At 66.6% G+C, this 11,493-nt stretch carries 11 protein-coding genes; 6 read left to right on the forward strand and 5 right to left on the reverse strand.

The window, feature by feature from the left end:
- Positions 1-277 precede the first annotated feature (277 nt).
- Positions 278-1,081 carry a SigB/SigF/SigG family RNA polymerase sigma factor gene (locus ON40_RS45090; RefSeq protein ID WP_040831966.1) on the forward strand — a complete coding sequence of 268 codons (804 nt, stop codon included), beginning with the start codon at positions 278-280 and terminating at the stop codon, positions 1,079-1,081.
- A gap of 28 nt (positions 1,082-1,109) precedes the next feature.
- On the opposite strand, the gene ON40_RS45095 is transcribed toward ON40_RS45090, so the two are convergent.
- The gene (locus ON40_RS45095) at positions 1,110-1,616 is read right to left on the reverse strand and encodes a DUF6328 family protein (protein ID WP_040831968.1); all 507 of its coding nucleotides are present in this window, start codon (positions 1,614-1,616) and stop codon (positions 1,110-1,112) included.
- Between the two features lie 170 nt (positions 1,617-1,786).
- Here ON40_RS45095 and ON40_RS45100 point away from each other — a divergent pair, with 170 nt between their 5' ends.
- Positions 1,787-2,296: a DUF7144 family membrane protein gene (locus tag ON40_RS45100; protein WP_306305418.1), complete on the forward strand. Its 510-nt coding sequence runs from the start codon at positions 1,787-1,789 to the stop codon at positions 2,294-2,296.
- A 39-nt stretch (positions 2,297-2,335) separates the two neighbouring features.
- On the opposite strand, the gene ON40_RS56605 is transcribed toward ON40_RS45100, so the two are convergent.
- Together ON40_RS56605 and ON40_RS45105 are read right to left on the reverse strand one after the other, a co-directional pair.
- Positions 2,336-2,491 carry a DUF8730 family Cys-rich protein gene (locus ON40_RS56605; RefSeq protein WP_505790240.1) on the reverse strand — a complete coding sequence of 52 codons (156 nt, stop codon included), beginning with the start codon at positions 2,489-2,491 and terminating at the stop codon, positions 2,336-2,338.
- Positions 2,492-2,520: 29 nt separating this feature from the next.
- On the reverse strand, positions 2,521-4,149 hold the full coding sequence (locus ON40_RS45105) for an FAD-dependent oxidoreductase (RefSeq protein ID WP_040831969.1): 1,629 nt from the start codon (positions 4,147-4,149) through the stop codon (positions 2,521-2,523).
- 283 nt (positions 4,150-4,432) lie between these two features.
- Here ON40_RS45105 and ON40_RS45110 point away from each other — a divergent pair, with 283 nt between their 5' ends.
- The gene (locus ON40_RS45110) at positions 4,433-5,719 is read left to right on the forward strand and encodes a sensor domain-containing diguanylate cyclase (protein ID WP_245568278.1); all 1,287 of its coding nucleotides are present in this window, start codon (positions 4,433-4,435) and stop codon (positions 5,717-5,719) included.
- Positions 5,720-5,754: 35 nt separating this feature from the next.
- Here ON40_RS45110 and ON40_RS45115 read toward each other — a convergent pair whose 3' ends face one another.
- Together ON40_RS45115 and ON40_RS45120 are read right to left on the reverse strand one after the other, a co-directional pair.
- Positions 5,755-5,982 (reverse strand): hypothetical protein, encoded by a 228-nt coding sequence (locus ON40_RS45115; protein ID WP_040831971.1) that lies wholly within the window; start codon positions 5,980-5,982, stop codon positions 5,755-5,757.
- On the reverse strand, positions 5,979-6,335 hold the full coding sequence (locus tag ON40_RS45120) for a hypothetical protein (protein ID WP_063713236.1): 357 nt from the start codon (positions 6,333-6,335) through the stop codon (positions 5,979-5,981). Before ON40_RS45120 ends, ON40_RS45115 begins: the two co-directional genes overlap by 4 nt.
- Positions 6,336-6,639: 304 nt before the next feature.
- On the opposite strand from ON40_RS45120, the gene ON40_RS45125 reads away from it, so the two are divergent.
- From ON40_RS45125 to ON40_RS45135, 3 genes are all read left to right on the forward strand, one after another.
- A complete protein-coding gene (locus ON40_RS45125) occupies positions 6,640-9,963 on the forward strand; it encodes a protein kinase domain-containing protein (protein ID WP_040831972.1) in 3,324 nt (1,107 codons plus the stop codon).
- An 80-nt stretch (positions 9,964-10,043) separates the two neighbouring features.
- The gene (locus ON40_RS45130) at positions 10,044-10,859 is read left to right on the forward strand and encodes an enoyl-CoA hydratase (RefSeq protein ID WP_040831974.1); all 816 of its coding nucleotides are present in this window, start codon (positions 10,044-10,046) and stop codon (positions 10,857-10,859) included.
- 133 nt (positions 10,860-10,992) lie between these two features.
- A complete protein-coding gene (locus ON40_RS45135) occupies positions 10,993-11,451 on the forward strand; it encodes an SRPBCC family protein (RefSeq protein WP_040831976.1) in 459 nt (152 codons plus the stop codon).
- Positions 11,452-11,493: the final 42 nt, after the last annotated feature.

Genomic DNA, 11,493 nt, shown 5'->3' on the forward strand with positions numbered 1-11,493 from the left:
CGGCGCATTCGGCCTCGGCACCCGCATACCCCGGCCGACGATGCGAACACAGCGCGACATCACTCCGTCGGCACCCGCTCGTGCGCTGTGAGCAACCGGCGGGCGAACCGGGTGCGCGACTGCACGGTGACCCGTTGCTCGATGTAGCGCCCGTCACAGCCGGGCTGACGTAGCGGGCGCTTTCGGCCATACTGGAGGCCGCGACGTTCTGATGTGGTGACGTTCAAACCAACAGCGCTCCGAACCGCAAGCGACCTCGTCGCCCTGGAGGTACACCATGACCTCACACCTTCCGACCAGCTCAGCGCGCTCCCACCGGGGAAACGACCCGTACGACGGTATCGAGCCGTGGCTGGAGAAAATGGCCGCCCTGCCCGATGACGATCCCGAACGTGCCCGGCTGCGCGGCGAGATCATCGACCGGTGCCTGCCGCTGGCCGAGCACATCGCCCGCCGCTACATCCGACGCGGGGAAACCTACGAAGACCTCTATCAAGTGGCAGCGCTGGGACTGATCCTCGCCGTCGACCGCTACGACCCGGCGAAGGCCGCGACGTTCGTATCCTTCGCGGTGCCCACGATCATGGGTGAGGTGCGTCGCCACTTCCGCGACCGCACCTGGGCCGTGCGCGTGCCACGCCCCGCCAAGGAATTGCAGGCCGATATCGGGCCTGCCGTGGAACGCCTGGCACACCGGCTGCACCGCATGCCCACCAATTCGGAACTGTCCACCGAACTCGGTGTCGATCGCCTGGACATGACCCAGGCGCTGCTGGCAGCCAACGCCTATTCCGCCGACACGATCGACACCTCACCCACCGACGCCGACCGCGCCACCACCCGCATCACCGACGAACTCGGCAGCGAGGACACCGGGTACCGGATCACCGACGAAGCACTCACCGTCGCCCCGCTCCTGGCCGATCTACCGTTCCGGGAACGCGAGGTCCTGCGGCTGCGGTTCTTCGAGAACCGGACCCAGACGCAGATCGGCGAACAGATCGGCCTGTCCCAGATGCAGGTGTGCCGCATCCTCACCCACACCCTCACCAGGCTGCGAGAACAAGCAGTCCCGAGTTGAGTCCGGACGCGCACCGCCGCAACAGATTTCACCGATGTCGCCGCTGCCACCACGGATACACCACCCACAGACCGGTGAACAACGCCGCGAATCCCACACCGGCGATCACCCCGGCGACCGGTCCGACGACCGTGTCGAAGATCAGCACCGCCACCCCGGTCAGCGCGACCCCCAGCAACAACAGACCGGTCAACGCGTAGTAATGGGCGGCGGCGACCACACTCTCGAGCCGATGCCTGCGGAACAACAGCCGATGCGCGGCCACCGGAGCGGTCAGGAAAACCGTGGCCGCGATCGAGGCCACCACGACGACCAGATACACCACCCGCATCGCAACCGACACGGATTCGAATCGCGCCTGGAACGGCAGCGTGAGCAGAAAGCCGGTAAGTAGCTGAACACCGGTCTGGACGACACGCAATTCCTGGAGCAGCCCGGTCAGATTCCGATCCAGCTGCTCGGGTCCGGTCTCGCCGCGAACCCGCCGATCCCACTGTGAATCGGGTGCGGCCTCGTCGTAATCATCCCGTGCCATCGATATCCTCAACCTGTCGAGGGAATACGAGCCACCATGGGAAACAATTCATTTCACGGTTTACCCAGTAGTTGCCACAGTATTATGGAACTGGTTTTTCCCACGTATCCACACCGTAATGCGGGGCACGACGGCACCCCGCAAACGCACTGAGCCGAGGGAGAAAAACAATGTCGGACCAGGGAACACCCACCGCGCAGGTACCACCGGTGGACCCGAATGCCGGAACCGAGCCCGCCGCCCCGCGAGGCCGCCACGAGGGCGGCGCCTCGAACCTGCAGCAGGGCGCCGCGGCCGTGGGCACGATGGCCGCGGTGGTGTTGATGCTCGTCGCCGGAGCGCTGCAGATTCTGGAGGGGATCTCGGCGATCGAATACGACGACATCATCGTGGTCGGCCCCCGGTACACCTACCAGTGGAACGCCACCGGCTGGGGCGTGGTCCACATCGTCATCGGCGCACTGCTGGTACTCGCCGCGCTCGCGCTGTTCACCGGCAGGCTCTGGGCACGAACCCTGGCGATCGTGCTGGCCGCGGCATCGATCGTGGCGAACTTCCTCTGGCTGCCGCACAACCCGTGGTGGTCGATCCTGCTCATCGCCCTGGATGCATTCCTGATCTGGGCAATCGCGACCTGGCACCATCCCGGACAGGGCGCGGCCACACACAGCGCGTCCTGAGGCGGGATCGCGACAGGACCCGGCACGGAGGTGTGAGAATCAGCCGCCGAAGGGCCACCATGCCCGTTTCGAGCTATCGGCGGCACACGCACAGCGCTGGGCCGGGGGCACATCGCCGAGCACTTGCTCGACGTGCTCGCCACAGCCGGTGTAACCGGGTTTGCCGCATTTGCGGCAGACGATGCGTTGGCACATTGCGTCGATTTCCTCGTCTCTGGAAGGGGTCAGGGGTGCGGCGCTGCGGTGGCCGCACACCAGGTCAGATATCCGCCGTCGAGATTGACCGCATCGTGGCCGAGCTGGGTCAGCAGACGCGTGGCACTGTTGCCGCGCTGGCCGACCCGGCAGAAGACCAGCACCGGGCCGGCAGGTATTTCGGCGGCCCGATCGCGCAATTCGTCGAGGGGAATGTTGACCGCGCCCGGTATCGAGCCCTCGGCGTACTCCTCGGGTGAACGCACATCGAGCAGACAGGTTCCGGCCACGATCGCATCATCCACCTCGGACCACTGCGCCGTGCGCAGCACCCCGGTACGCAGATTGTCGGCCATATAACCGAGCATGTTCACCGGATCCTTGGCGGAGCCGAACTGCGGAGCATAGGCCAGTTCCAGATCCATCAGCCGCGAGGCCGTGATGCCACCGGCCATGGCCGTGGCCAGCACATCGATGCGTTTGTCCACGCCGTCCGCACCGACGGCCTGCGCGCCGAGAATCTCATCGGTGTCCGGGTCGACCAGCAGTTTCAGGGAGATCCCCCGTGCGCCGGGGTAGTAACCGGCGTGCGCGAGCGGATGCGAATGCAGCGCGCGGAATCGGCGCCCCGCGGCACGCAGTCGCTTCTCGCTCCATCCGGTCATCGCCGCGGTGAGACCGAAGACGCCCAGGATCGCGGTCCCGGAGGCGGGCGGGTCCACGGCCGGGAGCCCGGCGATGACGTCGGCGACCAACCGCCCCTGCCGATTCGCGGCATTGGCCAACGGGACCGGCATCGGCTCCCCGGACAACGCGTCGGTCTTCTCCACCACATCGCCGACGGCGTACACGTGCGGCGCCGAGGTTCGCAGCCGGTCGTCGACCACGACTCCCCCGGCCGAACCGATGTCGAGACCGGCTCCACGAGCGAGGGCGCTCTCGGGGCGCACGCCGATCGCCATGATCACCAGATCCGCCGGGACCACGCGCCGATCGGCCAGGGTCGCGGTGTCGGCACCGATGCGCACCAGCTCGGCGCCCAGCTCCAACTGGATCCCGTGCTCGCGCAGTTCGGCGGCGACGGGCGCGGCCATCTCGGTGTCCAGAGGCGCGAGCACCTGCGGGCCGCGTTCCACCACCGTGGTCGAAATCCCGCGCCGCACAAGGTTTTCGGCCATTTCCACCCCGATGAACCCGGCCCCGACGACGACCGCCGAGCCGACCTCGGAAACAGCGGCGGACATGCGGTCCACATCCGCGACGTCCCGCAGCACCAGAGCGCGGTCCGCACCCGGCAGCGGCGGCACGATCGCGCTCGCTCCGGTGCTGAGCACCAGTTCGTCGAAGGATTCGAGATACTCCCGACCGGAATCCAGTTCGCGCACCACAACGGTCCGGCTTTCCGGGTCGAGGGTGATCGCTTCGCTGCGCACCCGCACATCGAGCCGGAACCGCGCCGCCAGCGATTCCGGCGTCTGCAGCAAGAGCGATTCCCGTTTCGGGATCACACCGCCGACGTAGTAGGGCAGCCCGCAGTTCGCGAACGACACGTGATCGCCTCGTTCGAGGACGATGATCTCGGCCGTTTCACTCAGCCGCCGCAGACGCGTCGCGGCCGACATGCCACCGGCGACTCCACCGACGATCACAACCTTCATTCCACACCTCCCGACAAGCCAGATACCCATGGGGGTATCTTGGATTCGAGTACGAATATACCCCATGGGGTATCTAAACCGCCCTGTCGACCGGCTCACACACGGAAATTCACACGCGTCCACCAGGTGTGTCGATCTTCACAAAAGATCTCGACTGTGATAGTTCAGGCGACCGAAATGGTTCCACGCAGTACATTCAGAGACGTTCTATCGTGAAAAGACCGCTGGGTCGCTCTCGGAGCGGGGTTGTCCGCGAGCAACCCGACTGCCGAGGGGATTGTGGGTGAACGACGTCGCGGAAGTACTCGCCAGGGCGTGGTTGAACGCCCTGGCTCCTACTACTGCGGTGTCCGAGTCCACTACACAGGCCCGGTATCTGCTGCGCGGTCTGATCATGGATCTGCTCGCCGCCGTGCGCACCGATCCCTTCGACGTATCGGCGGGCATGCAGATCGGGCGGGCGCTGGTCGCGGCACACTGGGTCGACGAGCAGGTTCCGTCGGTATCCGCGCAGGTGTTGCATCGACTCGGCGAGCATTGCGACCACCCCGACGCGGCTGCCCGGTCGGCGGCATTGCTCGCGGCGCTCGGACAGGGCCACCAGGCCGGGCTGGACGATCTGCGGGACCGGGATCGCCAGCACACCACGGCCCCGCACGAGTCCAGCAACGATCATGATTCCCGGTTCCGGATGGTGTTCGACAACATCGCCGCCGCGGTCGCCATCGGCGATACCGAAGGCAGGCTGCTCGAGGCGAACAATGCGCTGGCGGACATGATCGGCGTCCCGGTCTCCTCACTGCAGGGGATTTCGGTCTACGACTTCGCACACCCCGACGACCGGGAACATATCCGCAAACTGCTCTACGACGAGCTGGTTCCGGCCAGATCCGGCACGGTCGCTCTGGAGCGCAGACTCGTGCGCGCCGACGGCACGATCGGGTGGATGTCCTTCGCCATCACCTACGTGCAGGGAATCAACGACCACCAGTCCGACTACCTGCTGGCGGTGGGCGCGGACGTGACCGAAATACATCAGCGGCACGAGGAACTGCACCGCGAGGCCCGGCACGACCCGCTGACCGGGCTACCCAATCGCCGCCTGCTCACCGAACGGGTCGACGAACTGATCGCTACCGCGCACCCCGACGATCGGGCCGGATTCTGTTTCGTCGATCTGGATCATTTCAAGGCGATCAACGACCGTTACGGCCACAATGCCGGGGACAAGGCCCTGTCCGAGGTCGCGGCCCGGCTGCGCAACAGTGTGCGTGACTACCACTGCCTCCTCGCCCGCATCGGCGGCGACGAATTCGTCGTACTCATCCCGCCGCCGGCCGGTATGTCCCGCACCACGGTCATCGCCGACCGGTTGCTGTCGGCGCTGGCCGATCCGATCATCATCGATGGGCGTCCGCTGCGGATATCGGCCAGCATCGGCGTGATCGTGACCCCCATCGCCGACGCCGACACCGAATCCCTCCTGGCCGCCGCCGACACCAGCCTCTACAACGCCAAATCCAACGGCAAGGGCCACTGGGTCCTGCAGATCCTCGGCGCACCCGTCTGACCGACGTTCGCCACGTCGACCACGAGCCGGAGCGATCAGGGACCGAGGAACAATCGCTCGTTCGGCAGACGGGTCTCCGGCAGACATCCTTCACTGGTGTGCGCGATCAATTCGATTGCGCACCAGCGCTTTCGATGCCAATCGCGGATCAGGTTGCGCGCCACGCCCTGTGCGGCGCGATAGTCGAAGGCCATTCCGTTCACCCAGACCCGCACGTGCATATCTTCGCGGGTCAGGACTGCGACCCCGGCTCCGGCTGTCATAGGACCGGGGCGGTCGGGGGCGCCTCGTCGAACCGCCATGCCGACCTCAACGCGTTCAACAGTGTCCGCTTGCGCAACCGGATTTCCGGGGTGTCGGTTCGGCGCGGCTCCAGACCGGTGCTCAGCATCTCGACGAACCGGCGGCGTCCGACACCGAAGACGACGAGCAGTTCGCCGGTGCTGGCGCCGCCGAACGGCGCCCAGCGGATGGCAAATGCGATCACCTGCGACGCGTCGATGTCGACCGCGTGGGACCTGCGGAAAGAGTCCAATTGACGCAGCGACGACCGGACCCACGACGAGCCGTAGTCCACCCGGGCCGCCGCGGGGTCCGGCCCTGTCCTCGCGGTCACCTCTCGCCCCGGCAGCAGCGGCTGCGGTCTCCCCCGGGCCTCGCGAACCACGCGGGACCAGCCCCGTTGTCGATCGTGTCGATCCATGAGTGTCCTTGCACGAGAGTTCTGGACTATCGCGCAAAGTATTCGTTGCGCGCGCACGATCCGGCGACCGGAAAACTACCTACTCGTATACCTGTTCCGCCCGGCACCGCGGCGGCGGTGACACCGATACGACCGAGGGGTCGGCGAGGGGCCTCGACCTCCACACCGCCGCGACGGCGATATCCTGTAGCCACATGGTAACGAGGTGACTCAACAGATGGCCGTCCGCGATCCATTCCAGGAGACCCAGCGTGATGTCTCACCGACGGTCGCGGCGGAACTGCACGCGGCCGGGTTCGACGACGCGCAGGAAATCGGGCGCGGCGGGTTCGGGGTGGTGTACCGCTGCGTGCAGCCGGAGTTGGGCCGCAGTGTCGCGGTGAAGGTGCTCACCGAGGATTTCGACGACGACAACCGGTCGCGATTCCTGCGCGAGCAGCAGGCGATGGGTCGGCTGACCGGGCACCCGAACATCGTCGGCGTCCTGCAGGTGGGCACCACCGAGAGCGGCCGGCCGTACATCGTGATGCAGTTCCACCCGCAGAATTCCCTGGAAGCGCTGATTCACCGGGACGGACCACTCGACGCGGCCGGAACGCTCCGGCTCGGCGTGAAGATGGCCGGCGCGCTGGAAACCGCGCATCGCGCCGGCATCATTCATCGCGACGTCAAACCCGGGAACATTCTGATCACCGATTACGGCGAGCCGGCGCTCACGGACTTCGGTATCGCCCACATCGACGGCGGATTCCGGACCAGCACCGGCACTGTCGCCGGATCTCCGGCATACACCGCACCCGAAGTGCTGGAAGGTAACCCGCCGAGTCCGGCCGCCGACATCTACGGCCTGGGCGCCACACTCTTCTGCGCGCTCACCGGTCACGCCGCTTTCGAACGGCGAAGCGGTGAGCAGGTCGTCGCCCAATTTCTGCGAATCACCACGCAGCCGGTCCCGGACTTGCGCGGGAAGGGAGTGCCCGCGAACGTGAGCGCCGCCATCGCCTGGGCGATGTCGCCCGATCCGAAGGATCGCCCCGCCTCCGCCGCGGAGTTCGGCGCCGAACTGCGGCGGCTGCAATCCGTCAGCGGGCTTCCCGCCGACGAGATGGCAGTGCTGGCAGTGCCCGCGGCAACTCCTCCTGCGGACGATGCGTCGCACTCACCTAGCTCGATGACGGGGCCCGCCATGGCCGAGGCGCTCTCCGGACCCCTGCCGACCACGGTGGGCATGCTCCCGCTCGAACTCACCAGTTTCGTGGGACGACGCCGCGAACTGGCCGAGCTCAAGGAGCTGCTGTCCTCGTCGAGACTGGTGACCTTGACCGGGTTCGGCGGGGTCGGGAAGACGCGTCTGGCCTTGCGTGCGGCCGCGGAAATGCAAAAGCGGTTCAGTGGCGGGGTGCGACTGGTCGAGCTGGGCGAGTTGTGGGATCAGGCCGTGGTCGTCGATGTGGTGGCCACCGCCCTGGGCGTGCGCAATCGACTCGTGCCATTGACCGAGGGCGCCGAGACGTCGGTGGAGCAGGTGGCGACGAGCCTGGCCAACCGGCATCTGCTGCTCGTGCTGGACAACTGTGAGCATGTGGTCGACGCGGTCGCCGCACTCGTCGAGACATTGCTGCACCACTGCGTGAAGCTGCAGGTCCTGACCACCAGCCGCGAGCCGCTGGGCATCGGCGGCGAGGTGGTGCTGCAGGTCCCGCCGCTGACCGTCGCCGACGCGGAACCGCGATCCGGGCGGCACGACGAGCCGCTCGACGACGCCGTCTCCTTGTTCGCGCAGCGGGCCGCGGCGATCGTGCCGGGATTCGCGATCACCGAGTCGAACCGGGAAACGATCGAACAGATCTGCCGACGACTCGACGGGCTGCCGCTGCCGATCGAATTGGCCGCCGCGCGCTTACGCGTCATGTCCGCCGAGCAGATTCTCAAACGGCTCACCGACCGGTACCAACTGCTCACCCTCGGCCCGCGCGGCGTGCCTCCGCGGCAACAGACCCTGCGCCTGTCCGTCGACTGGAGTTACGAACTGTGCGAGCCGCGCGAACAGCAGCTGTGGGCTCGGTTGTCGGTCTTCGCTGGAAGTTTCGAACTGGACGCGGCCGAAACCATCTGTGCCGGAGATCTGACGGCCGACGAACTACTGGACACCCTCACCTCCCTGATCGACAAATCCATCCTGCTCCGGGAGCAGGTGGACTCGGCCGTACGCTTCCGAATGCTGGAAACCCTGCGTGACTACGGCCGGGAGAAGGCCGAACAGGCCGGAGAGTACGCGGCCCTGCGCGCGAAGCACCGCGACTGGTATCTCGCGATGGCTCTGCGGGCGGACGCCGAGTGGATCGGGCCCGACCAGGTGGAGTGGATCGCGCGGCTCGGGCGGGAGCAGCCGAACTTCCGGGAGGCGATGACGTCCTGCCTGGCCGTCGCCGGCAGTGCCGACATCTCGGCCTGCCTGCAGATGGCCGCCGCCCTGTACCCCTACTGGCTCTCCCACGGACAATTGCGCGAGGGGCGGAGCTGGCTCGACCGCGCGCTGGCCCAGCAACCTCGCTCGGACACCAACGCTCGCGTCAAAGCGCTGGTCGCCGCGACCTTGCTCGCCGGTACCCAGGGAGACCTGCCCGCGGCGACCGCCCTGCTCACCGAGGGACAGGCCCTGGTCCGGAACATGACCGACCCCGACGCCCACGCTCGGATCGGACTCGTCACGGGACTGCTGGGCCTGCTGTCCGGCGACGTCGGTCCGGCCTGCACCCAACTGCAGGAGGCCCTGGCCGTCCTGGATACGCAGGACGACACCTCCCAGATCCGGATGGGAATCCTGCAAACGCTCGGCTGGGCCTACGAACTGCAGGGACTCACCGAACAGGCGACCGCCTACAACGAGCAGGTCCTCGCGATAGCGGAAGCGCACGGGGAGGCGGTACACCGGTCGTACACGGTCTGGGCGATGGGAGTCACCGAGTGGCAGCAGGGTCATCTCGACCGAGCCGTCGAACTCATCCAACAGGGCCTGCACCTCACCCGGCTGGTGGACGACCCGTTCATGACGGCCGTGGATCTGGAGGCCCTGGCCTGGATCGCGCGCGAGCAGCAGGATGCCGAACGAGCCGCCACGCTGCTGGGCGCCGCCGCATCGCTGCGCGGTGTCACCGGCGGCACCACGGTGTTGTTCCCCCACTTGCTCGTTCACCACGAGACCTGTGAGCGCCTCACCCGGGAGATGCTCGGCAAGCGGGCCTTCACCGCGGCGCGGCGCAAGGGCCAGGCCCTGCAGTTCGACGAAGCGATCGCGTACGCCCTCGGCGAGACGACGACACCGGCCGCGGATGCCGCACCGACGCTCACCACACGTGAGATGGAGGTCGCCGCCCTGGTAGCCGAGGGATTGACGGACAAGGCCATCGCCACCCAACTGGTGATTTCACAGCGAACCGCGCAAGGCCACGTCGCGCACATCCTGACCAAACTCGGTTTCACCTCACGCGCCCGAATCGCGTCCTGGGTCATCGAACAACGGAACTCCGAGCCCGGTTGACAGCGGCGGGCCGACCTCGACCGGCCACCGCTGCTTGTTTCGGCTCCCCTTCCGTAGCACTGTCCGTACAGTTGTCCGACATGACCGACAACCTCGTACTCGTCGAGAGACCGCGGCCGCACACGGCGCTCATCACATTGAATCGGCCGGAGCGAATGAACTCGATGGCTTTCGATCTGATGCTGCCGCTGAAATCGGCGATCGAGGAGATCCGGCACGACAATTCGGTACGAGCGGTGGTGCTGACCGGCGCCGGGCGAGGATTCTGTTCCGGCGCGGATCAGAAGGCCGCCGGCGCCATCCCGCATCTGGAGGGGCTGACAGCGCCGACCATCGCGTTGCGTTCGATGGAAATGCTCGACGAGGTCATATCGGCGTTCTGCCGCCTCCATCAGCCCGTCATCGCCGCGGTCAACGGCCCCGCCATCGGCGGCGGCCTGTGCCTGGCCCTGGCGGCCGACATCCGTATCGCCGGTGACGAAGCGTATTTCCGCGCCGCCGGGATCAACAACGGACTCACCGCCAGCGAACTGGGCCTGTCCTACCTGCTCCCCCGATGCATCGGAACATCCAGAGCGTTCGAAATGATGCTCACCGGCTGCGATGTCGACGCGCACCAGGCCGAACGCATCGGCCTCGTCTCGCACTGCGTCCCCGGTGCCGAGCTCCTCGACTACTGCTACGACATGGCGGACCGGATCGCCGCCTTCTCCCGGCCCGGAATCGAACTGACGAAGCGAACCTTGTGGAGCGGGCTCGACGCCTCCTCGCTCGAGGGACACATGCAGGCAGAAGGCTTGGGACAGCTGTTCATTCGCCTCCTGACCGACAACTTCGAAGAGGCCGTCGCCGCGCGCGCGGAAGGGCGCCCGGCGGTGTTCCGCGACAAGAAGTAGTTGTAGAATAGTCGTTAACTTAACAGGTACGATCGGTCACCATGAACGATCCAACGAACATCCCGTAAGAGAGAACACCCGATAACTTACAGATGACTCCGAGACCGGTGAGTCCGCAGGCAGAGAGCACGATATGCGCACGACGACCGACCACCGATTCATCACCGACGTGGCACCCGACCGAATACTGCAAGCGCTCCTGGCGGTCGAGCGAATCCCGGATTGGTCTCCCGCACACCGCGACGTGCGCGTGGCCACCCGCGACGAACTACATCGCCCTCGCCGCGTGTATGCGACGGTGACGCCGCTGAACAATTCCGACCGACAGGTCCTCGAATACACCTGGGCCCCGGACCATATCGCATGGGAGGTCGTGGAGAGCGCGGCAGGCGGCGGAGGCAAGGGGTGGTTCGACATCGAGGAGATCGACGAGGGCACGGAGGTCCGATACCACTCGGAGGTCTACCTCCCCATCCCGGTGCCCGGCCTGCTACTCAAACGCACCGTCTCACGAGTCAACCACCGAGCGATGCAGAACCTCATCGAATACCTCGGGGAATTCCGCTCCGAACAACAGCCCGACCCGACCTGAGTGGGCTGGTCCCGGCATCGACCAGCGCTCTCACCACGGCCC

It is taken from the genome of Nocardia jiangxiensis NBRC 101359, from assembly GCF_000308615.1.
Taxonomy (GTDB): domain Bacteria; phylum Actinomycetota; class Actinomycetes; order Mycobacteriales; family Mycobacteriaceae; genus Nocardia; species Nocardia jiangxiensis.

Excerpts from the sequence above, each read along its gene's own strand:
- ON40_RS45090 (WP_040831966.1), top strand. The coding sequence starts at position 278 with ATGACCTCACACCTTCCGACCAGCTCAGCGCGCTCCCACCGGGGAAAC.
- ON40_RS45095 (WP_040831968.1), bottom strand. The coding sequence starts at position 1,616 with ATGGCACGGGATGATTACGACGAGGCCGCACCCGATTCACAGTGGGAT.
- ON40_RS45100 (WP_306305418.1), top strand. The coding sequence starts at position 1,787 with ATGTCGGACCAGGGAACACCCACCGCGCAGGTACCACCGGTGGACCCG.
- ON40_RS56605 (WP_505790240.1), bottom strand. The coding sequence starts at position 2,491 with ATGTGCCAACGCATCGTCTGCCGCAAATGCGGCAAACCCGGTTACACC.
- ON40_RS45105 (WP_040831969.1), bottom strand. The coding sequence starts at position 4,149 with ATGAAGGTTGTGATCGTCGGTGGAGTCGCCGGTGGCATGTCGGCCGCG.
- ON40_RS45115 (WP_040831971.1), bottom strand. The coding sequence starts at position 5,982 with ATGACAGCCGGAGCCGGGGTCGCAGTCCTGACCCGCGAAGATATGCAC.
- ON40_RS45125 (WP_040831972.1), top strand. The coding sequence starts at position 6,640 with ATGGCCGTCCGCGATCCATTCCAGGAGACCCAGCGTGATGTCTCACCG.
- ON40_RS45130 (WP_040831974.1), top strand. The coding sequence starts at position 10,044 with ATGACCGACAACCTCGTACTCGTCGAGAGACCGCGGCCGCACACGGCG.
- ON40_RS45135 (WP_040831976.1), top strand. The coding sequence starts at position 10,993 with ATGCGCACGACGACCGACCACCGATTCATCACCGACGTGGCACCCGAC.